Consider the following 21056-nt stretch of genomic DNA (forward strand, 5'->3'; position numbering starts at 1 on the left):
ATAGTCGGTCCATACGGGGGACGCGCCGCCGTATCTGGAAGGGAGAAGCGCTTCGTGCCGCACTGGCTGCAATTGATGCTGGAATCGTTGCCGACGCTGTTGTGGGCGGCGCTGATCTTCACCGTGCCGCTGACGCTCCTGTCCTTCGCGCTTGGGCTCATCGCCGGACTGGTGACGGCGCTGATCCGGCTGTTCGGCCCGAAGCCGCTGGTCGCGATGGTGCGCTTCTATGTCTGGATTTTTCGCGGCACGCCGCTGCTCGTTCAGTTGTTCCTGATCTTCTACGGCCTGCCGTCGGTCGGCATTCTGCTCGATGCCTTTCCCGCCGCTCTGATAGGCTTCACGCTCAACATCGGCGCCTATACGTCTGAGATCATCCGGGCCGTCATCGGCTCGGTGCCGAAGGGGCAGTGGGAAGCTTCCTATTCGATCGGCATGACCTGGAGCCAGGCGATGCGGCGCACCATCCTGCCACAGGCGGGCCGCGTTGCCGTGCCGCCGCTTTCCAACACCTTCATCTCGCTGGTCAAGGACACCTCGCTCGCGGCGGCAATCACGGTGCCCGAGATGTTCCAGGCCGCGCAGCGCATCGTCGCGACCACCTATGAGCCGCTGATCCTCTATGTCGAAGCGGCCGCGCTCTATCTCGCGTTGAGCTCGGTGCTGTCGGCGCTGCAGGCGCGGCTGGAAGTGCGGCTCAACCGCTATGGCGGGTTCCTGGAGGCCAACGCATGATCGGCCTCAGCAACATCGAAAAGCGCTTCGGCGACAATCTTGTGCTGAAGGGCGTGACCGTCACCCTCGACGAGGGCAGCGTGACTGCGCTGGTCGGCCCTTCCGGCGGCGGCAAAAGCACGCTCTTACGCTGCATCAACCTGTTGGAAATCCCGACGTCCGGGTCCCTGCGCATCGGCGACGAGACGCTTGCGTTCCATCCGGGTGGCAAGGTGCCGGCCAAGGATATTCAGCGCATCCGCCTGCAGACCGGCATGGTGTTCCAGAATTTTCAGCTTTTCCCGCATCGCACAGCGATCGAGAATGTCATGGAAGGGCTGGTGACGGTGCTGAAATGGCCTGAGCCGAGGGCGCGCGAGCGGGCGATGGCGCTGCTCGAAAAGGTCGGCATGGCTCACAAGGCCGATGACTGGCCGGCGACGCTGTCCGGCGGCCAGCAGCAGCGCGTGGCGATCGCCCGGGCGCTGGCGCCGTCGCCGCGCGTGCTGCTCTGCGACGAGCCTACCTCTGCGCTCGATCCGGAACTGGCGCAGGAAGTGGTAGACGTGCTCGGACAGCTTGCCCGCGAAGGCACGACCATGGTGATGGCCACGCATGATCTCAGGCTCGCCTCGAAGATCGCGCAGGAGGTGGTGTTCCTGGACGCCGGCGTCATCGTCGAGAAAGGCCCGGCTTCGGTCGTGTTCGACAATCCGGAGCGCGAGCGAACCAAGCGCTTCATCGCCTCGCTCAGGCAAGAGGAAGCGCAGAAGGAAGCCGGCAGCGGGGTGTAGAAGTGGGTACCAGAAACAAAAAACCCGGCGCGAGGCCGGGTTCTTCGTAAACTCAAAAGCGAAAAAGCTCAGGCAGCTTCTTCCTGCTCGGCTTCCTCGTTGTCGGCCTTGGCGCCGCGCTTCGGACCCTTGTTGAGGTTGACCTCGATGAGGCGCACCGCCTCGGTCTCCGACATGCGGTTCACCGCGGCGATCTCGCGGGCCATGCGGTCGAGCGCGGCTTCGTAGAGCTGGCGCTCGGAGTAGGACTGCTCCGGCTGGTTGTCGGCGCGGTAGAGGTCGCGCACAACTTCCGAGATCGAGATCAGGTCGCCCGAGTTGATCTTGGCGTCGTATTCCTGGGCGCGGCGCGACCACATGGTGCGCTTGATGCGGGCGCGGCCCTGCACGACCTTCAGCGCGCGGTCGACATAATCCTCTTCCGACAGCTTGCGCATGCCGATCGAGGTCGCCTTGGCGACCGGCACCTTCAGCCGCATCTTGTCCTTCTGGAAATCGATGACGAACAGTTCCAGCTTGTGACCCGCAACTTCCTGCTCGTCGATCGCCACGATCTGGCCGACGCCATGCGCCGGATAGACGATAAATTCGCCGGTCTTGAACCCGTGGCGAGCCGCGTTGGACTTCTTCTGCGGGGTGATCGTTGCCATTACGCCCTGAACTCCTTAAGTTGTGCAGCCGGCATCATGCCGGCTCGAACCCACGAGGTCGGCAAAGCCGACCGTTAGCCGCGCAACAGGATGAACCCACCGGAAAAGCCAAGGGCCGGCATATCGCACGAATGCGACCGCCTGCCCCAGATCGCTCTGGTCCGGATCTAAAAGCTCACCTTTCAGTGATTTGGGGCGTTAGCGCCATAAATCGACGTTGTGTCACCGGCATGTTTCGTTGATGTAACACAAAAAGTCGGAAGAATCAAGGTTTTGCTGCATTCGCTAACGCCAAGCGGCAGCGCTGCCCGTCAAGACAGCAATTGTATCGGTCCGGTTACGCCGCGTCATGCCGGTATTCCCGGCCGCTATATCAATCGCCCTCGCCGGGCTCCGCCGAGAAATATTTCTCGAACTTGCCGGTCTCGCCGTCGAAGGTTTTGGCGTCCGCCGGCGGCTCCTTCTTGGCGGTGATATTGGGCCACTTCTCGGCGTATTCGGAATTGATCTGCAACCATTTGTCGAGGCCGCCCTCGGTGTCCGGCTTGATCGCGTCGGCCGGGCATTCGGGCTCGCAGACGCCGCAGTCGATGCACTCGTCAGGATGGATGACGAGCATGTTCTCGCCCTCGTAGAAACAGTCGACCGGACAGACCTCGATGCAGTCCATATATTTGCATTTGATGCAATTGTCGGTCACGACATAGGTCATTGCAGGCTCCGGAACGTCCCATTTTGCTGGGCTTTTCGGCTGAGGTAACGCCTTTGCCCGCCGCATGCAAGGGCAGGGATTGCAGGCGCAGCCGGTGTCGCGGAATGGAATTCCAGCCGGAAAGCTTCGGCCAAGTCCTCCAGCCCAACCGTTGCGCAGTTTTCCTGGAATTGCTGCAGCCGTGCCGCGGCCCGGCTATATCTCAGTCGTCGCCGAGCAGCCGGTCGGTCTGCCGTCGCTCGCGTTTGGTCGGGCGGCCGCTGCCGGCCTCGCGCAAGGCTGGAACGGCGTCCGGAACCGCCTCGCCTTTGGGTGCCGGCGCCGGCGACAGATCCTCGTAAAGCAGCCGCGCCTCGTCGGCCGGGCCGCGCCTGGCGCCACAGTTCAGCACCTTCCAGACGAGGATACGGCGCTCGAGCATGATGGTGAGCACGTCGCCGGGCTTGACCAGATCCGACGCCTGCGCTGCTTTGTCGCGATTGATGCGGACGCGTCCCGCGACGACGACCTTTGCCGCCAAGGACCGCGACTTCACCGCGCGCGAGAAGAACAGCCATTTGTCGATGCGTTGACGGCCTTCTCCAACCATCGCGGCTAGCTTTGGTAGAACATGATCTTATCCGAAAACCGGTTCCCACTTTTCGCTGACGCGGTCCTTCGGTTCGGGATCATGCTCGAACCTATTTCTTCAGCTGGTCGCGCAAGGCGGCGAGCTTGGCGAAGGGCGAATCCGGATCGAAGCGCTGCGGGCGTTCCTCGCGCGGCTTGCCCTGGAAGGCTGGCTTGCCGCCCGGGGCGTTGCCCTTGCCGTCCTGCCTGCCGCCCTTCCAGTCCGGCCGGCCTTCGCGGCGTTCGCCTTGCGGCTTGCCTTCGCGCCGTTCAGCGCCCTCACGCCGGTCGCCCGTCTCGGGCCTCGGCTTGAACTTAGAGCGGTCGAAGCGCGGCTTGCCGGCGCCTTCGCGCTGCTCGCGGCGGCCTTCCTGGGCGGGCCGATCGCCGGGCTGACCGCTTGCGGCGCCTGTCTCGCGTGCGGGCTGGGCGCCGCGCGGGCGATTGTCGCGACGGTTGTCGTGGCGATGGCGCGGACGCTGATGGTCGAAACGCGCCTGGCGCCACAGGAGTACAGGTTTTGGTTCCTCGGCTTCGGCTGGCGCCTCGCCGCCGGCACTATCCTCCACCTGGTGGTGGGGAGAGGTAAGAGCGTCGGCGCTTTCGGCCGACTCGGGCGCTGCCGCAATGTCCACCGCTGCGGCGTCTTCCACCGCTGCGGCCTCTTCCGTAACCTCGGCCGGAGCTTCTGCCGGCTCTGCCGTGGCAGCGTCCACCGCCACGTCCGCGACGGCTTCAGCCGGAGCTTCGGCGGCAGCCGGCTCCGAGCCCCCGACCGTTACCTCCGCGACCGTATCAGTTGCCGCGGCTTGTGCCTCTGCCTCCCGCGCGGCGCGCGCGGCATTATCCGCGGCGAGCTTGGCCGCGGCCGCTTCGCGGGCGGCGTCGTCCAGCGCGTCGAGCTTCGCCTTAACCTCGGCGGCCGGCTTGGCCTCCGAGCGATAGCCGAGACCTTTCAGGATCTCCTCCATGTCGTCGGCCGTGGCGCCGAGGATCGACATCATCGGCGGCGTCACCATGAAGGCGTGACCGTCATAGGCGCCGTCTGGACGCTGGCCGAGGCCGGGCTTCCAGTTGGTCGCCGGGCGAATGAGGTCGGCAAGCCGCTCGAGGATATCGACGCGCACGGCGCGGCGGCCGAGATTGCGGTAGCCGGCGAGCTTGTAGAAGGTCTTGTCGAAGGCCGGGTCGATGACCACGGAGGTGCGGCCGGAGGCCAGCGCATGCACCACATCGCCGAAGCCGGGCTTGTCCTTGCCGTCGTTCTTCAGCGCCCACAGCAACGTCACTAGGCCAGCCGGCGCCGGCTTGATCAGCGCCGGCACGAAGACATGGTAGGCGCCGAAGCGGACGCCGAGGCGGCGAAGCGCTGCGCGGCCTTCCTGGTCGAGCGACTTCATCTCCTCCGCGATGTCGCGGCGATTGATCAGGCCGAAATGCTCGACCAGCTGGAAGGCGATGCCGCGCGCGATGCCGGCGAGCTGGTCGGCATTCTTCAGGTCGACCAGCGGCTTCAAAAGCGTTTCGATCTGGAAATTGACGAAACGCTCGGCGCGCGCCGCGACCTTGTCGCGAGCGGGGCCGGTCAGCTGCTCGTCGGCAAGCAGAACCAGGCGCGGCTTCAGCGCCTCGTCGGCGGCGACCAGCGTGCCGATCGGCGCCCCGATCCAGCGCAGGACGCCGTCCGAGCCCAAAGCCAGGTCGCCATTGGCGCAGGCGGCAAAGCGCTCGGCGCGCGCCTCGAACTCGGCCGCGAGCGCCTTCTGGGCGGCGGTGCGCACCGCCTTGGCGTCCTCGCCGCCGGCGCTCTGGTCGGCGGTGAAGCGGAACCCCTGCAACTCGCCGACATGATGGCCTTCGACGAGGACGGTTCCGGAGGGGCTGATTTCGGCTTCAGGCATGGTATTTTCTCTAAGGCGCCGCATGAGGACGGAAGTCCTGCGGTCTACGAAGCGTTTCGTCAACCGCTCATGCAGCGCATCCGACAATCTGTCTTCGATTTCGCGCGTCTTTTCCTGCCAGTGTAGCTGATCGGCCAGCCAGCCCGGGCGGTTGGAGACGAAAGTCCAGGTGCGGATCTGCGCGATCCGGTGCGATAGCGTGTCGATATCGCCTTCCGTCGTGTCGGCGCGCCGCACTTGCTCGGCCATGTAATTCTCATCGACATGGCCGTGACGTGCAAGGTCCATATAGATCGAGGCGATAAGATCGGCATGCTGTGCCGGCGCGATCTTGCGATAGTCGGGGAGCGCGCAGGCTTCCCAAAGCAGCGCCACGCGCTCCTTGCCGGTGGCCAAATCGCGGATGTCGCCGTCGCGCGACAGCTGTTCCAGCGCCTGCGCGTCGACGGCCGGCAGCGCGCGGGTCAAGCCTTCGACCGGCGCATTGGCCTCGATCGAGCGCTTCAGCGCATCGAGGCTGGAAAAGTCGAAATCGGCGGTGCGCCACTGCAGCACCTTCACCGGATCGAAATCGTGTCCCTCGATCTTGGCGACCAGATCCTCGTCGAACGGGTCGACCTGGCCGGTGACGCCGAACGTTCCGTCGCGCAGGTGCCGGCCGGCGCGGCCGGCGATCTGGCCAAGCTCGGCGGCGGTCAGGTTGCGGTATTGATAGCCGTCGAACTTGCGGTTCTGAGCGAAGGCGACGTGATCGAGATCGAGGTTCAGGCCCATGCCGATGGCGTCGGTGGCGACGAGATAGTCGACATCGCCGGACTGGAAGATCTCCACCTGGGCATTTCGGGTGCGCGGGGAAAGAGCGCCGAGCACGACGGCAGCACCCCCCTGCTGGCGGCGGATCAGCTCGGCGATCGCATAGACCTCGTCGGCCGAGAAGGCGACGATCGCCGTGCGCCGCGGCAACCGGGTAAGCTTCTTCGAGCCGGCATAGGCAAGGTGCGAGAGCCGCGGCCGCGTCACCACCGACACACCCTTCAACAGGCGCTGCAGGATGCCATGCATGGTGGCCGCGCCCAGGAGCAGCGTCTCCTGGCGGCCGCGCAGATGCAGGATGCGATCGGTGAAGATATGGCCGCGTTCGAGATCGCCGGCGAGCTGCACCTCGTCGATGGCGACGAAGGCGGCGTCGGTCTCGCGCGGCATCGCCTCGACGGTGCAAACCGAATATCTTGCGCCGGCGGGCACGATCTTCTCCTCGCCGGTGATCAGCGCCACCTTGTGGGTGCCGACCTTCTCGCAGACGCGCGCATAGACCTCGCGGGCGAGCAGCCTCAGCGGTAGGCCGATGACACCGGTTTCATGCGCGACCATGCGCTCGATGGCGAGATGCGTCTTGCCGGTGTTGGTCGGGCCCAGTACGGCCGTCACGTCGCGGCCCGAAAGGATCAGCGGCTGGGAGTGTTTCGGCTGGATGTTCATCGGCTCGGAAATAAGGTTTCTGCCGCCCGTAGTCTGAAGCACGGCGCTGCCGCCGCGTGTGACAGGCGACACATAGGGACTTCGGGCGTGAAGCGAAAGCGGAATGTTCCCTCGCGAACAGGCTATGCCGGAGGGAGCAGCCAAAATCGGCCGCTTGTTAACAGCTGGAACGAGTCTGGAACGAATCAGCGACGAATCGGTGACTCGTTCTGATTCAGGGTTTGTTCACGGCTATATGTGGATTTTTTGACGGTGAGTCTCACCACATGCTGAATCTCCGAATTGGCCCAATTCCTGCTTGGCCTCGGCCGGATGCGAAGCGCCGTTAACCTTTGCCGGGGAACAGTCCCAGGCTGTTTGAGCCCACCAGGCAAACTTATGAAATTGTTGATCTTTCCTACCGGCGGTTAACCATTGCAGCGCCGATTGAAGCTCCAGCCGTTAACTTTCCGGCCAAAGCCGGAACGAATCGGCGACGAATCAGCGATCCGGCGGTTTTCCCGGTTTGTTCACCCCTAGATATGGTGTTATCCACAGCTTGCCCACCGAGGATTCACAGCTTGTCGCAGCGGTTATGCACAGAGCGTGGCTGCGGCCGTTAACTTTTGCGTGCCGAATTGAGGCAAGGTGTCGCGCCGGCCTGCCGGCGAACAAAAAAGGCGGCTCCGGTGCCGGAGCCGCCTTTGGCGGTAAATGGTGTCGGGCGACCTACTGGGGTGTCAGGCGAAATACTGGCCGCCATTGGCGGTGATGGTCGAGCCGGTGATGAAGCCGGCTTCGTCGGAAGCCAGGAAGACGACGCAGCGCGCGATCTCTTCCGGCTCGCCGAGGCGACCGACCGGGATCTGAGCGATGATCGACTCCCGTACTTTTTCCGGCACGGCCATGACCATGTCGGTGGCGATGTAGCCGGGGCAGACGACATTGACTGTGATGCCGGCGCGAGCCCCCTCTTGAGCCAGCGCCTTGGTGAAGCCGATATCGCCGGCTTTCGAGGCCGAATAATTGACCTGGCCCATCTGACCCTTCTGGCCGTTGATCGAGGAAATGGTGATGACGCGGCCGAACTTGCGGTCGCGCATGCCGCTCCACAAAGGATGCGTCATGTTGAAGACGCCGGACAGGTTGGTGTCGATCACTTCCTTCCACTGTGCGGGCGTCATCTTGTGGAACATGGTGTCGCGAGTAATGCCGGCATTGTTGACCAGCACGGAGACCGGGCCGAGATCGGCCTCCACCTGCTTGATGCCTGCGGCGCAGGCCTCGTAGTCGGCGACGGACCATTTGTAGACGGGGATACCTGTCTCGGCCTTGAATTTCTGGGCCGCCTCGTCATTGCCGGCATAGTTCGCCGCGACCGAATAGCCGGCGGTCTTCAAGGCGACCGATATCGCCGCGCCGATGCCGCGTGTTCCGCCCGTGACGATTGCTACTTTGGTCATGTGTGCTCCTCCCTGTTGATCGGAGGAGCGAATAGGGAGTAGCGAATAGCGAGTAGGGGATTGAAGCCTGCTGCGCCGACGCCGTTTTCCCTATTCGCTACTCCCTATTCGCTATTCGCTCAGTTCAGCGCTTCCACGCACATTGCAACGCCCATGCCGCCGCCGATGCACAGCGTAGCAAGGCCCTTCTTGGCGCCGCGGCGACGCATCTCGTAGACCAGCGTGTTGAAGACGCGGGCGCCCGAAGCGCCGATCGGATGGCCGATGGCGATGGCGCCGCCGTTGACGTTGACGATCGAGGGATCCCAGCCCATGCCCTTGTTGACGGCGCAGGCCTGCGCGGCGAACGCCTCGTTGGCCTCGACGAGGTCGAGGTCCTTGACCGACCAGCCGGCCTTCTCCAGCGCCCGCTTCGAAGCGGGAATAGGCCCCGTGCCCATGATTGCCGGATCGACGCCGGCGGTCGCCCAGGAGGCGATGCGCACCAGCGGGGTGATGCCGCGCCGCACGGCCTCGGCCTCGGTCATCAGCAGCGCGCCGGCGGCGCCGTCATTGATGCCCGACGCGTTGGCGGCGGTGACCGTGCCGTCCTTGTCGAAAGCAGGCTTCAGCTTGGTCATGGCGTCGAGCGTCGCGCCGTGCCGGATGTACTCGTCCTGGTCGACGACGGTGTCGCCCTTCTTGCCCTTGATGGTGAAGGCGACGATCTCGTCCTTGAACTTGCCGGCCTTCTGCGCAGCCTCCGCCTTGTTCTGCGACGCGAGCGCGAACTCGTCCTGGGTTTCGCGGGTGATCTGGAACTGGCGGGCGACGTTCTCGGCGGTGTTGCCCATATGGTAGCCATTGAAGGCATCCCACAGGCCGTCCTTGATCATGGTGTCGATCATCTTGTAGTCCCCCATCTTGACGCCGGCGCGCAGGTGCTCGGCATGCGGCGACATCGACATCGATTCCTGGCCGCCGGCAACGATCACCTTGGCGTCGCCGGTGGCGATCTGCTGCATGCCGAGCGCAATGGCGCGCAGGCCCGAGCCGCAAACCTGATTGAGGCCCCAGGCCGTGGTCTCCTTCGGCAGGCCGGCATTGATCGAGGCCTGGCGGGCTGGGTTCTGTCCCTGCGCGGCGGTCAGCACCTGGCCGAGGATGACCTCGTCGACTTCCGCCGCCTCGACGTTCGCGCGCGCCAGCAATTCCCTGATGACGACGGCGCCGAGCTCATGCGCCGGCGTGGCGGCGAAACTGCCGTTGAAGGATCCGACCGCGGTGCGAGCGGCGCTGGCGACGACGATGGAATTGGAAGCGGACATTTTCTTCTCCAGACTTCGAGGTGTCGTGTTCTAGGCTATCCTTGAAGACTTTCTTGCCGGTTCAGGCAGCCGAGTCAAACCGGAAATGGGCATGGCCGCGATGCGCGGCAAGCAGGGCGCGCGCCGGTTGTGGCAACATGACGTTGACCGCGCGGCGAATTTTGTCATGCCCTGCAGCATTAATTGATGCCGCAGTGCACAAACCGCTTGGAATTGTGAGGCTTTTGCGCGTATCCTCGATAAAGGGCGCAATCGTTACCGGCCGCTTACTCCTAGAGGTGCCGGTGTCCTGGGGAGGATACGGATGGCCGCAAAAGACGACCCGATCGTCATCAAGAAGTATGCCAATCGCCGGCTCTACAATACCGGCACGAGCACCTATGTGACGCTCGAGGACTTGGCCGAGATGGTCAAGAAGGGCGAGGAATTCACGGTCCAGGACGCAAAGACCGGTGACGACATCACGCACCCGGTGCTGACGCAGATCATCTTCGAGCTGGAGAACAAGGATGGGCAGAACATGCTGCCGATCCCGTTCCTGCGCCAGCTCATCTCCTTCTACGGCGATCAGATGCAGATGATCGTGCCGAGCTTCCTCGAACAATCGATGATCGCCTTCTCCAAGGAGCAGGAGCGGTTTCGCGAGCAGCTCAAGGGTACCTTCGGGAAAACGCCGATCGACATGATGAAGACGCCGATCAAGGCGCTCGAGGAACAGACGCGACGCAATGTCGAGATGTTCCAGAACGCCATGCGCATGTTCACGCCGTTCCCGCCCGCCGGCGGCAATTCAGCGCCGGCCGCCGAGCCAGCGAAAAAGGAAGAGAAGGGCGACGATCTGCAGGAATTGAAGGCGCAGATTGCGGCGATGCAGCGCAAGCTGGACACGATGTCCTGACGGGTGTGCCGATATTCAGGTGAGGCCGGCCTGCGAACGGCGGCTTCCTGCGCTTCCGGTGCTCACGTACTTCAAGTACGCTCCGCTCCGGTTCTCGGAAGCCATCGTTCTCGACTCGGCCTGACCTGAATCTCGACACACCCTATCGCGTTTCACCTAAAGGCGAGCGCCAAGCACTTCACCTTATGGCACTCGTCGCCGCCCCTAAGTCCCGACCGGCCCGTCATAACGGGCGCGGGGCCTGATCGGCCTGTTGCTGGTCACCTGTTCGACAGCATGCGCCGTCCAGCCGACGCTGCGGCCGAGCGCGAACAGGCGGAACGGCGCATCGGCCGGCAGGCTGAGGCTGCGCGTCATCGCGGCCAGCGCAAAATCGATATTCGGATGCAGCCCGGTCGCGGCGAGCACGGCGTCGCGAAGATGTACGATCCCGTCATCGATCTCCAGGTCGGGCAGCAGTGCTTGCGCGCGCGGATCGCCTTCCGGGTAAAGCGGGTGGCCGAAGCTTGGCAGCGGCCGGTCATGAGCGAGCCAGCGTGCAATCGCCTCGTCCGGACCCAGCCGCCCGGCATCCTCGACAAGCGTGATCGCCGCCGCGCCGGCGCCGCCATGGCGCGGGCCGGTCAGCGTCGCAAGGCCTGCGAGCAGGCAGGCGGCGACCGGCGCGCCGGTGGAGGCCGCGACGCGGGCGGCGAAGGTCGAGGCGTTGAGCTCGTGATCGGCCAAAAGCACCAGCGCCTTGCGGATGAGATCGGCGCCGGCGGCTTCCACCGACCAGCCCTGCGCCAGCCTGATATGCACGGGTTCGGAGCCCGACGACGCGCCGAGCGCGGTTGCCAGCGCGCTGGTCGCGGCCGCGCCGTCCTGCTGCAGCATGGCCGGCCTGCGTCCGAGCGAGGACCAGCCTCCGGCGGCGAGCGCCGAAAGCCTGGCGAAGGCGGTGGGCGTGCCGCTTTGCCGGGCGGCCGAAGGGGTCAGCGAGGCGAACGATACCGGACGGTCGGAAGCCCACAGCAGTCCGGCGGTCTCCTCGAGCGTCGCCGTCGCCGAAAGCTCCACCGCGTCCCTGCCGCGATAGATGAGACGACCATGCAGCACCGTGGAGATTGACGTGGGAATCGCCGGCTCGCCCCAAGCGATAGCGCTTTCGGCGATTGCCTGCGGGCTCCTTCCGCGGTCGCGGCGCGTGGCGAGCGCGGCGATGTCGTCGGCGCGGTACCGGCTGCGGCGCGGGTCTGCGTCGTCCGGCTTCATGCCGATGCGGCCGCGGCTGACATACGCATAAAGCGTCTGCGGACGGACGTTGAGCCGCTCCAGCGCCTCATCTCGCGTCAGCCATTCCGTCATTCGACACCTTACATTGATTATCTTGATCAAGATTGATGCATCTATTGCGCAGCATTAATTGTCATGCACCAAAGGTCAAGGAGACGATCATGGCAAATGGGCTCGATGATGTTGTGGCGGCAGACACGGTGCTTTCCGATGTCGATGGTGCGGGTGGGCACCTCACCATCCGAGGCCATTCGCTGATGGAACTGGCCGGCCGCCGGCGCTACGCGCAGGTGGTGCATCTGCTGTTCGACGGCTTCTTCGACGACCTTCCGAGCGATGCCGAACTGGAGAAGGCGATCGGCAAGGCTCGGGTGGAAGTGTTCGATCGCGTCCAGCCAATGCTTGCCCATCTGGCGCCGCTCGACATCTACAGCGGCATGCGGGCCGGCATGGCCATCCTGCCGGACGGCGACGGGCTTGCCGATGCGCTACGGCTGGTCGCGGCGCCTGCTGTGCTGACGCCGGCCTTGCTGCGCCTTGGCCGGGGCGAGACGCCGGTCGCTCCCGACGAAAAGGCCGATCATGCCGGCGACATGTTGCGCATGCTCTCCGGCTCCGCCTCGCCGGCGCTTGCCAAGGCGCTCGACAGCTATCTGGTGACGGTCTGCGACCATGGGCTCAACGCCTCGACCTTCGCGACCCGCGTGGTAGCCTCGACCCAGGCCGGACTGACCTCGGCGATCCTGGCCGGGCTCGGCGCGCTGAAAGGTCCGCTGCATGGCGGCGCGCCGGGGCCGGTGATCGAGATGCTGGACGCCATCGAGGCCAGCGGCGACGCCACGGCATGGCTGCGCAACGAGATCGCCCATGGCCAGCGCATCATGGGTTTCGGCCATCGCATCTACCGCGTGCGCGACCCGCGCGCCGACGCGCTGAAGACGGTCGTGCGGCAACTCGGTTCGCGCAACAAGACGAGCAGCAAGGAGATGGGTAGCAGGTTGGCCTTCGCCGAAACCGTGGAGCAGGCGGCGCTCGAGGTGCTCAGCATCGCCAAGCCGCAGCGCTCGATCCAGACCAATGTCGAATTCTACACCGCGCTCCTCCTGGAAGCGGTCGGCTTCCCGAAGGAGGCCTTCTCCAACGTGTTCGCCGCCGGCCGCGTTGCCGGCTGGATTGCGCACGCGCGCGAGCAGCAGGCGACCGGGCGGCTCATCCGGCCGCAGTCGCGTTATGTCGGGCCAGTGCCCGACCTGGTGGCTTGAGAGATAGTTCCTCGCCCAACCTCGTCTACGGCATCCACCCATTTCCAAGCGGCTGGTCTTTGGCGATAGTGTGCATGGCAGCTTGGCGCATGTATTGTCTTATGCAGCGCTGGTCGACCCCCACTCCGTCTCGGCTGCGCCGAGCCACCTCTCCCCCGATCGACGGGGTAGAGGAAGGCGCCAAGCTTTTTGCCGTCAATGCTCGTCCAGCAACGCTCCTTCCTTTCCCTCCGGAGGGGGGAAAGGTGGCGCTGCGAAGCAGCGACGGATTGGGGGAACCACCTGGCAATCAAGCTTCCGCCTGATCAGTCGCGCCAGTCACAGCATGCTGTAGCCCACTTCGTGGGGCGAGGAAAATCCCATGATCACGCTTGTGTGTTCGTGTTCTTGCCTTGGTTCGCCCTTATATGCTGCGCTGCAACATAGGCTGACTGCGCCGTCTCCGTGCAAAATGAGGCAGCGGTAGGCCGGCGCATCGAGACAAGGAACGCCATGGCGAAGAACGGCAAGGCGGAGGAAAAGAAGAAGATCAACATCGCCCTCCAGGGCGGCGGTTCGCATGGCGCCTTTTCCTGGGGCGTGCTCGACCAGCTGCTGGAGGACGGGCGGCTGGAGATCGCGGCGGTGTCCGGCACCAGTGCCGGCGCCATGAACGCGGTGGCGCTGGCCGACGGCTTTGTCCGGGGCGGCGTGGAAGGCGCGCGCAAGAAGCTCGAGGACTTCTGGCGGGCGGTGGCCTCGAAGGGCCGTTTCAGCCCGGTGCAGCGCATGCCGTGGGACGTGGTCTGGGGCAATTGGTCGATCGAGAACACGCCCGGCTATGTCTTCTTCGACACGATGTCGCGGGTGTTCTCGCCCTATGTCGCCAATCCGCTCGGCCTCAACCCGCTGCGCGATGTGGTGGCGAAGGAGATCGACTTCGACAATGTGCGCGCCTGCAAGTCGATTGAGCTGTTCATCTCGGCGACCAATGTCGAAACCGGACAACTGCGCGTCTTCTCCGACGGCGAGATCGACCTCGACACAGTGATGGCTTCGGCCTGCCTGCCGCAATTGTTCCGCGCCGTCGAGATCAAAGGCGTGCCCTATTGGGACGGCGGCTATGGCGGCAATCCGGCGCTTTATCCGTTTTTCAAGACGGCGGCGACCGAGGACGTGCTTCTGGTGCAGATCAATCCGGTGGTGCGCGAAGGCACGCCGAAGAGCGCCAATGAGATCCAGAACCGCATCGACGAGATCACCTTCAATGCCGGGCTGCTGCGCGAATTCCGCTCGATCGCCTTCGTCAAGGAGTTGATCGCGGCCGGACGCCTGCCGCATGGCGAATATCGCGACATCCGCATGCACCGCATCGACGCCGACGAGGCTTTCAAGGACCTCTCCGCGTCGTCCAAGGTCAACGCCGAATGGGCTTTCATCGCCTATCTGCGCGACCTCGGCCGCAGCGCCGCCAGCGACTGGCTGGAAGAGAATTACGACGCCGTCGGCAGCCAAGCGACGCTCGACCTGTCGGGCGAGCTCGACGACGGCTTCAAGCCGCTGCGCGGCCCGGCACCCGGGCGTCGCGTCAAGGAGTTCCTGGCAGCGCACATTAAGCCGGAATCCGCGCGCCGCCGCGCCTGATGTCTTCCATACCTGTCAGCAAGTCCGCTCCGGCTGTCAGCATCTTCCCCAGCGGAACCGGGGCAATGCTGGATTCGGTTGTCGGGGCGATATAGCTTACCTGAACGTAAAGGGGAGGTCGCGATGCTGCAAACCAGACAAAACGCTCTCGGGGTCAGGTTTGAAGCGCAGTGCAGGGCCTTCGAGAAGGAGCCGTTCCCGACGCTGGACGTGCGCAAGGATCGGCTGAAGCGCCTGCTGGCGCTCACTGAAAAGCACGAGGCCGAGATCTGCGCGGCGATCGACAGCGATTTTTCGGCCCGCTCGGCTCAGGAGACGCGGCTTGCCGAACTGTTCGTCGTGCGCGCCGGCATCAGGCATGCGCTGTCGCATCTCGGCGCCTGGATGCGCGAGCGCCGCGTCGCCACCAGCCTGCCCTTCCTGCCCGGCCGCAACCGCCTCTTGCCGCAGCCGCTCGGCGTCGTCGGCATCGTCTCGCCCTGGAACTATCCTTTCCAGCTCGCCATCGCGCCGGCGACCGCCGCTCTGGCCGCCGGCAACCGCGTGCTGATCAAGCCTTCGGAACTGACGCCGAAATTTTCGGACCTGCTCGCCAGCCTAGTCGAAAAATATTTCGCCGCCGACGAGATCAGCGTGGCGGTCGGCGACGCGGAGGTAGGCAAGGCGTTCGTGTCCCTGCCGTTCGACCACCTCCTGTTCACAGGCTCGACCGCCGTCGGCCGCCAGGTTGCGCTGGCTGCCGCTGCCAATCTGACGCCGGTGACGCTCGAGCTCGGCGGCAAGTCGCCGGCGATCTTCGATCCCTCCTGCGATCTCGATGCGGCGGTCGCCAGCGTCGCCTATGGCAAATTGCTCAATGCCGGCCAAACCTGCATCGCGCCCGACTATCTGATGGTCCCGCAAGGCCAGGGCGCGGCGGTCGCGGCCAAGTTCGCGGCGGCAATCGCGAAGCTCTATCCGCGCCTCGGCGACAATCCCGACTACACGGCGATCGTCAGCGAGCGGCATCACCGGCGGCTGAGCGACATGGTCGCCGAGGCGCGCGACAGCGGCGCCGACATTACCGAGATCAATCCTGCGAACGAGAAGCTCGGCATCAGCGACCGCAAGATGGCGCCCGTGCTGGTGCGCAATGCCGGCGAGACTCTGCGGCTGATGCGCGAGGAGATTTTCGGACCGGTGCTGCCGATCGTCGAATATGGCAGCGTGGACGAGGCTATCGATCACGTGAACCGGGGCGAGCGTCCACTGGCGCTTTACTGGTTCGGCAGCGACAGCGCCAATCGCCGCAGGGTCATGCGGGAAACCGTGGCCGGCGGCGTCACGGTCAATGACTGCATGATGCATCTGGCGCAGGAGCGGCAGCCCTTCGGCGGCGTCGGCGACAGCGGCATGGGCGCCTATCACGGCGAGTGGGGTTTTCGCACCTTCAGCAAGGAAAAGCCGATCTTTATCCAGTCGAAGCTCAGCGCCGGCGGCCTGCTGCGCCCGCCCTATGGCAAGACATTCGAGCGTCTTTTCCGGCTGCTGAAGCTCATCACTTGACAGCTTCAGCCCGGAATGGCGGGGACGGAACCGCGGTCAACGCGGATGATCGGCGCTTCATATGGGAGCTTTCCGCATCATCCTGACGGCTGTTGCCAGTAACGTTAGGGAAGCCATGGAAAACTATCGGCGCGCCGGAAAAAAGCGCAGCCGTCTGGCAGAAAAGCTTGGATTTGTCGAGAAACCACGTTCCACTTCGCAATGCTACCGCAAGTTTTCCGGCTATATTGCGCCGCAACTTTCAGGTAGAAGCTGCGCTTCGCCGATCACGGCAAATTGAACTAGGCCCCGCGCACACCCATATCGGCCGCGCGCCCGAAGTCGGAAGCGCCGACCTCGCCAGGTCCTGCAACGGAAAAAATGACGATGCCGAAAATCAGGTTTCACAAGCTTGCTGCCATTGTCGTGCTCATCGGATTCGCGGCCTGGATGGGCACGGGTGAGTTTTCGTCCGTCGGTAGCGCCGCCGACAAGTCGGTCGCCACGGACAAGCACGCCGACGCCGGCAAGCCCGCTCAGCCGGAGGCCACCAAGCAGGACGCCGCGCAAGCCGAGCCCAAGGCCGCGTTGCGCACGGTCGCGGTGGTGACGCCGCCGCGCAAGACCTATGCGCGCGCCATCCGCATCTCCGGCCTGACCGAGGCCGACAAGCGGGCCGTGCTGGCGACGCGCGTCGCCGGCGTCATCGAGAAGTTGCCGGTCAAGCAGGGCGACCGCGTCAAGACCGGCGACCTCGTGCTGATGCTCGCGGCCGAGGAGAAGATCTCCAACGTCGACAATGCCAAGCAATTGCTGGCGCAGCGCAAAGCCGAGCTCGATGCCGCCGAGCGGCTGGCCAAGACCGGCAATCTGCCGAAGCTGCAGCTCGACACCGCCCGCTCCAACCTGACGCTAGCGCAATCGCAGCTGGACACCGCGCAGGCGGAGCTCGACCGCAACGAGGTCAAGGCGCCATTCGACGGCATCATCGATCGCATCCCGGTGGAGCTCGGCAGCTCGGTGATGCAGGGCGGCGAGGTGGCGACAGTCCTGAAGCTCGATCCGGTCATCGCCCGCGGCGAGATCAGCGAGCGCGACCTGCGATACGTCAAGATCGGCGACGAGGCCGATGTCCGCCTCGTCAACGACCAGAAGGTCACCGGCACCGTGCGCTACATCAGCCGCGATGCCTCGGCGCAGACCCGCACCTTCCGCGTCGAGGTGGCGATACCCAATCCCGACGGCTCCATCCCCGCCGGCATGACGGCCGAGATCGCGCTCAGCGCCGAGCCGACCAACGCGGTCATGCTGCCGCGTTCGGTGGTGACGCTCGGCGACAAGGGCGACCTCGGCATTCGCGCCGTCGGCAAGGACGACAAGGTGGCGTTCTTTCCGATCGACCTGGTCGACGACACGCCGCACGGCCTGGTGCTGGGCGGCATTCCGCAAGATGCGCGCATCATCGTCGCCGGCCAGGAGCTGGTGAAGGAGGGCGATCCGGTGAAGCCCGTCGAGGCCGACCAGGCGACCATCAACAAGCTGATCGGCGAAGCCACCGCCGGCACGCAGTAAAGCAGGACCCGTCCGTCGCCGGACCAATCCGGCGATGGCAGTCCGCAACCCCCCGAAGCATAACAGGCCGTAGTCATGGATATCGTCAGACTCGCCATCAACAACGCTCGCCTCACGATTTCGGCGCTGCTGTTCCTGGTCGTCGCGGGCTGGGTCGCCTACCAGTCCACGCCGAAGGAAGCAGAGCCCGACGTTCCGATTCCGATGATGTATGTCAGCCTGATCTATCAGGGCATCTCGCCGGAGGATTCCGAGCGCCTGCTGCTGAGGCCGATGGAAAGCAAGCTCAAGAGTCTCAAGGGGCTCAAGGAGATGCGCTCAGCCGCCTTCCAGGGAGGCGGCTATGTGCTGGTCGAATTCCAGCCGCAGACGGATCTCGCGACGGCGCTGCAGGATACGCGCAGCAAGGTGCAGGACGCCAAGGCCGACCTGCCGCAGGCGGCGGAAGAGCCGACCGTCAACGAGGTCAACGTCTCGGAATTCCCGGTTCTGGTCGTCACGCTTTCCGGCGATGTGCCGGAGCGCGTGCTGACGTCGGCCGCGCGCGAGCTGCGCGACCGCATCGAGGAGGTGCCCGGCGTGCTCGAAGGCTCGCTGCAGGGCGCTCGCGACGACCTTGTCGAGGTTGTCGTCGATCCGGTGAAGCTTTCCTCCTACGGACTGCAGCTCGACCAGGTGATCCAGGGCGTCGCCTCCTCCAACAGCCTGGTCGCGGCCGGCAATCTCGAAGGCTCGGAAGGCAAATACGCGGTCAAGGTGCCGTCGCTGATCGAGACGCCCGAGGATGTCGCGAACCTGCCGGTGGTCGCCACGCCGGACGCCGTGGTCCAGGCCAAGGACATCGCGACCATACGCTCGACCTTCAAGGACGCCGAGACGGTCACTCGCCTCAATGGCAAGCCTGCGATCGCCATCGAAGTCAAGAAGCGCATAGGCGCCAACCTGATCGACACGTTGAACCATGTCCGGGAAGTGTCGGACACCTTTATCAAGACCATGCCTGAGGGCATGCATGTCACCTACACGCAGGACAAGTCGGTCTTCGTCAACCAGCTGCTGGGCGATCTGCAGAACCACGTGATGATCGCCGTCATCCTGGTGTTCATCGTCATCCTCTACGCGCTGTCGGGACGGGCCTCGCTGCTCATCGGGCTTGCCATCCCGTCATCGTTCCTGATGGGCATCCTGCTGCTTGCCATGATGGGCTACACGATCAACATGATCGTGCTGTTCAGCCTGATCCTGGCCGTCGGCATGCTGGTGGATGACGCCATCATCGTCACCGAATTCGCGGAACGGCGCATGAGCGAGGGCATGCCGAAGGCGGATGCCTTCGCGCTGGCCGCCAAGCGCATGGCCGGCCCGGTCATCGCGGCGACGATGACGCGCATCGCCGCCTTCTCGCCGCTGCTGTTCTGGCCGGGCATCATCGGCGACTTCATGAAATATATGCCGATCACGCTGATCGTGACGCTGTCGGCCTCGATGCTCTACGCGCTGGTCTTCGCGCCGACTTTGGGCGCGATCTTCGCCAAGGCGCCGGAGCATCACGAGGAAGGCAACCGCGACGGCTGGTATATGGCGGTGGTCAAGCAGGCGGTGCGCTTCCCGATCACGGTGATCCTGCTCACCGTCGGACTTCTGGTCGGCGTCGGCTTCGCCTATTCGAAATATGGCGCCGGCGTCGAGTTCTTCCCCAGCGTCGAGCCGGATTACGGCCTGCTCTATGTGCATGCCCGCGGCAATCTTTCGCTGGCCGAAATGGACGCCGCGACGAAGACGGCGGAGAACCGTCTGCTCGGCTGGCCCGGCGTGAAGTCGGTCTATACCCGCGTCGGCAAAACGCAAGGCGGCGGCCAGGACATTCCGGAAGACGTGGTCGGCGTCATCCAGTACGAGTTCGTCGATTGGCGCGAGCGCAAGTCGGCCAACCAGATCCTCGACGACCTACGCGGCGTGATGGCCGGCATTCCCGGCGTCGATGTTGAAGTGCGCGTGCCGGAAGCCGGCCCGCCGACCGGCAAGCCGATCCAGATCAGGCTTTCGGCCGTCGACCCGGCCGGGCTCGACGATAAGGCGCGCGCGGTCGCGGCACGCATCGCCAAGATCCCCAATGTCATCGACATTTCGGACGGCCTGCCGCCGCCCGGTGTCGATTGGGCGATCGAGGTCGACCGCGCCAAGGCGGCGCAATACGGCATCAGCCCGACTTCGGTCGGCACGGTGGTGCAACTGGTGACCAACGGCCTCAAGCTGTCGGAATACCGGCCGGCCGGTGCCGACGATGCGGTCGACATCCGGCTCCGCCTGCCCGAGGATCGGCGCACGCTGTCGACGCTCGACGAGCTCAGGGTGCAGACCTCGCAAGGGTCGGTGCCGATCTCGAACTTCGTCGTGCGCAAGCCGGAGCCGACCGTCGGTATCCTGAACCGCATCGACGGCGCGCGCACCGTGGTCGTGCAGGCCAATGTCAGCGCCGGCGCGCAGGTCGCGGCGGTGCAGGAGCAGGTGACCAAGGCCGTCAGCGATATGGATCTCGGCAGCGGCATTCGCTGGAAGCTCGCCGGCTCCAACGAAGACAGCGCGGAGGCCAGCGCCTTCCTCGGCAAGGCCTTTGGCGCGGCGATCTTCCTGATCTTCCTGGTGCTGCTTGCGCAGTTCAACAAATTCACCAGCGTGTGGCTCGTCCTGTCCTGCGTGGTCATGGCGACGATCGGCGTGTTCCTCGGATTGCTTCTGACAGGCGAGGCCTTTGGCATCGTCATGTCGGGCATCGGCGTCATCGCGCTGGCCGGTGTGGTGGTGAACAACAACATCGTGCTCATCGACACTTACGACCGGTTGCGCGAGGAAGGCTGGGACAAGATGGATGCGGTGCTGCAGACCTGCCGCGAGCGCGCCCGTCCGGTGGTGCTGACGGCGGTGTCGGCCATCCTCGGCGTGCTGCCGATCGCCTTCGGCCTCGGGCTCGAAATCTTCCATCACGAAACGACGATCAACGCGCCGTCGACGCAATGGTGGATCTCGCTGTCCTCGGCGATCGTCTTCGGCCTGTCCTTCGCCACGCTGCTGACGCTGGTGGTGACGCCCTCGATGCTGATGGTGTTCACGCGCGCCAAGGTGAAGCCCGGCCAGCGCCGCGGCTGGTTCAGCCGCCTGTTGCGGCGCGGCAAAGGCAAAGTTATGACCGACGAGCCGGCCAGCGAGACGGGCGCGGGGCCGGCGGAGTCCTTCCCGAAAGCTGCGGAATAGAGCGCGTTTCACAACCCCAAGGAAAAAAGCCGCCTGGGAACA

Annotated in this window: 16 protein-coding genes; 9 read left to right on the forward strand and 7 right to left on the reverse strand. The window is 64.8% G+C overall.

The window, feature by feature from the left end:
• Nucleotides 1–54: 54 nt before the first annotated feature.
• The gene (locus tag LB552_RS18010) at nucleotides 55–735 is read left to right on the forward strand and encodes an ABC transporter permease subunit (RefSeq protein ID WP_140841602.1); all 681 of its coding nucleotides are present in this window, start codon (nucleotides 55–57) and stop codon (nucleotides 733–735) included.
• The gene (locus LB552_RS18015) at nucleotides 732–1508 is read left to right on the forward strand and encodes an amino acid ABC transporter ATP-binding protein (RefSeq protein ID WP_224608873.1); all 777 of its coding nucleotides are present in this window, start codon (nucleotides 732–734) and stop codon (nucleotides 1506–1508) included. The genes LB552_RS18010 and LB552_RS18015 overlap by 4 nt, the downstream gene beginning before the upstream one ends.
• Before the next feature lie 68 nt (nucleotides 1509–1576).
• On the opposite strand, the gene LB552_RS18020 is transcribed toward LB552_RS18015, so the two are convergent.
• From LB552_RS18020 to LB552_RS18045, 6 genes are all read right to left on the reverse strand, one after another.
• On the reverse strand, nucleotides 1577–2158 hold the full coding sequence (locus LB552_RS18020) for a CarD family transcriptional regulator (protein WP_040991750.1): 582 nt from the start codon (nucleotides 2156–2158) through the stop codon (nucleotides 1577–1579).
• Nucleotides 2159–2531: 373 nt separating this feature from the next.
• Nucleotides 2532–2870, reverse strand: a complete 339-nt coding sequence (gene fdxA, locus LB552_RS18025; protein WP_095767304.1) for a ferredoxin FdxA — start codon at nucleotides 2868–2870, stop codon at nucleotides 2532–2534.
• 202 nt (nucleotides 2871–3072) lie between these two features.
• Nucleotides 3073–3459 (reverse strand): RNA-binding S4 domain-containing protein, encoded by a 387-nt coding sequence (locus tag LB552_RS18030; protein WP_095767305.1) that lies wholly within the window; start codon nucleotides 3457–3459, stop codon nucleotides 3073–3075.
• Nucleotides 3460–3550: 91 nt separating this feature from the next.
• On the reverse strand, nucleotides 3551–6859 hold the full coding sequence (locus LB552_RS18035) for a helicase-related protein (protein ID WP_224608911.1): 3309 nt from the start codon (nucleotides 6857–6859) through the stop codon (nucleotides 3551–3553).
• 719 nt (nucleotides 6860–7578) lie between these two features.
• On the reverse strand, nucleotides 7579–8301 hold the full coding sequence (locus LB552_RS18040) for a beta-ketoacyl-ACP reductase (RefSeq protein WP_095767306.1): 723 nt from the start codon (nucleotides 8299–8301) through the stop codon (nucleotides 7579–7581).
• Nucleotides 8302–8420: 119 nt separating this feature from the next.
• Nucleotides 8421–9608: an acetyl-CoA C-acetyltransferase gene (locus tag LB552_RS18045; RefSeq protein ID WP_224608876.1), complete on the reverse strand. Its 1188-nt coding sequence runs from the start codon at nucleotides 9606–9608 to the stop codon at nucleotides 8421–8423.
• A 304-nt stretch (nucleotides 9609–9912) separates the two neighbouring features.
• Between LB552_RS18045 and phaR the strand changes: the two genes are divergently transcribed.
• A complete protein-coding gene (gene phaR, locus LB552_RS18050; RefSeq protein ID WP_095767308.1) occupies nucleotides 9913–10506 on the forward strand; it encodes a polyhydroxyalkanoate synthesis repressor PhaR in 594 nt (197 codons plus the stop codon).
• Between the two features lie 204 nt (nucleotides 10507–10710).
• Here the strand turns inward: phaR and LB552_RS18055 are convergent, their stop codons facing one another.
• Nucleotides 10711–11853 (reverse strand): citrate synthase family protein, encoded by a 1143-nt coding sequence (locus LB552_RS18055; RefSeq protein WP_224608879.1) that lies wholly within the window; start codon nucleotides 11851–11853, stop codon nucleotides 10711–10713.
• Between the two features lie 89 nt (nucleotides 11854–11942).
• On the opposite strand from LB552_RS18055, the gene LB552_RS18060 reads away from it, so the two are divergent.
• The 6 genes from LB552_RS18060 to LB552_RS18085 all read left to right on the forward strand — a co-directional run bounded on the left by LB552_RS18060 (nucleotide 11943) and on the right by LB552_RS18085 (nucleotide 21014).
• Entirely contained in the window at nucleotides 11943–13043 is a 1101-nt protein-coding gene (locus tag LB552_RS18060; RefSeq protein WP_224608881.1) for a citrate synthase/methylcitrate synthase, read from the forward strand.
• A gap of 492 nt (nucleotides 13044–13535) precedes the next feature.
• Nucleotides 13536–14666 carry a patatin-like phospholipase family protein gene (locus tag LB552_RS18065; protein WP_224608884.1) on the forward strand — a complete coding sequence of 377 codons (1131 nt, stop codon included), beginning with the start codon at nucleotides 13536–13538 and terminating at the stop codon, nucleotides 14664–14666.
• 123 nt (nucleotides 14667–14789) lie between these two features.
• The gene (locus LB552_RS18070; protein ID WP_224608887.1) at nucleotides 14790–16211 is read left to right on the forward strand and encodes a coniferyl aldehyde dehydrogenase; all 1422 of its coding nucleotides are present in this window, start codon (nucleotides 14790–14792) and stop codon (nucleotides 16209–16211) included.
• A 61-nt stretch (nucleotides 16212–16272) separates the two neighbouring features.
• Nucleotides 16273–16491 (forward strand): hypothetical protein, encoded by a 219-nt coding sequence (locus LB552_RS18075; protein WP_224608890.1) that lies wholly within the window; start codon nucleotides 16273–16275, stop codon nucleotides 16489–16491.
• An 86-nt stretch (nucleotides 16492–16577) separates the two neighbouring features.
• Nucleotides 16578–17762: an efflux RND transporter periplasmic adaptor subunit gene (locus tag LB552_RS18080; RefSeq protein WP_224608893.1), complete on the forward strand. Its 1185-nt coding sequence runs from the start codon at nucleotides 16578–16580 to the stop codon at nucleotides 17760–17762.
• Nucleotides 17763–17837: 75 nt separating this feature from the next.
• Nucleotides 17838–21014 (forward strand): efflux RND transporter permease subunit, encoded by a 3177-nt coding sequence (locus LB552_RS18085; protein WP_224608896.1) that lies wholly within the window; start codon nucleotides 17838–17840, stop codon nucleotides 21012–21014.
• The last annotated feature ends 42 nt before the right edge of the window (nucleotides 21015–21056 follow it).

The organism is Mesorhizobium sp. CA7, from assembly GCF_020165015.1.
In the GTDB taxonomy this organism is placed as follows: Bacteria; Pseudomonadota; Alphaproteobacteria; order Rhizobiales; family Rhizobiaceae; genus Mesorhizobium.

What these genes read in the sequence shown, in the direction of transcription:
- LB552_RS18015 (WP_224608873.1), top strand. Translation starts at nt 732, where the DNA reads ATGATCGGCCTCAGCAACATCGAAAAGCGCTTCGGCGACAATCTTGTG.
- LB552_RS18020 (WP_040991750.1), bottom strand. Translation starts at nt 2,158, where the DNA reads ATGGCAACGATCACCCCGCAGAAGAAGTCCAACGCGGCTCGCCACGGG.
- fdxA (WP_095767304.1), bottom strand. Translation starts at nt 2,870, where the DNA reads ATGACCTATGTCGTGACCGACAATTGCATCAAATGCAAATATATGGAC.
- LB552_RS18030 (WP_095767305.1), bottom strand. Translation starts at nt 3,459, where the DNA reads ATGGTTGGAGAAGGCCGTCAACGCATCGACAAATGGCTGTTCTTCTCG.
- LB552_RS18035 (WP_224608911.1), bottom strand. Translation starts at nt 6,859, where the DNA reads ATGAACATCCAGCCGAAACACTCCCAGCCGCTGATCCTTTCGGGCCGC.
- LB552_RS18040 (WP_095767306.1), bottom strand. Translation starts at nt 8,301, where the DNA reads ATGACCAAAGTAGCAATCGTCACGGGCGGAACACGCGGCATCGGCGCG.
- LB552_RS18045 (WP_224608876.1), bottom strand. Translation starts at nt 9,608, where the DNA reads ATGTCCGCTTCCAATTCCATCGTCGTCGCCAGCGCCGCTCGCACCGCG.
- phaR (WP_095767308.1), top strand. Translation starts at nt 9,913, where the DNA reads ATGGCCGCAAAAGACGACCCGATCGTCATCAAGAAGTATGCCAATCGC.
- LB552_RS18055 (WP_224608879.1), bottom strand. Translation starts at nt 11,853, where the DNA reads ATGACGGAATGGCTGACGCGAGATGAGGCGCTGGAGCGGCTCAACGTC.
- LB552_RS18060 (WP_224608881.1), top strand. Translation starts at nt 11,943, where the DNA reads ATGGCAAATGGGCTCGATGATGTTGTGGCGGCAGACACGGTGCTTTCC.
- LB552_RS18065 (WP_224608884.1), top strand. Translation starts at nt 13,536, where the DNA reads ATGGCGAAGAACGGCAAGGCGGAGGAAAAGAAGAAGATCAACATCGCC.
- LB552_RS18070 (WP_224608887.1), top strand. Translation starts at nt 14,790, where the DNA reads ATGCTGCAAACCAGACAAAACGCTCTCGGGGTCAGGTTTGAAGCGCAG.
- LB552_RS18075 (WP_224608890.1), top strand. Translation starts at nt 16,273, where the DNA reads ATGGGAGCTTTCCGCATCATCCTGACGGCTGTTGCCAGTAACGTTAGG.
- LB552_RS18080 (WP_224608893.1), top strand. Translation starts at nt 16,578, where the DNA reads ATGCCGAAAATCAGGTTTCACAAGCTTGCTGCCATTGTCGTGCTCATC.
- LB552_RS18085 (WP_224608896.1), top strand. Translation starts at nt 17,838, where the DNA reads ATGGATATCGTCAGACTCGCCATCAACAACGCTCGCCTCACGATTTCG.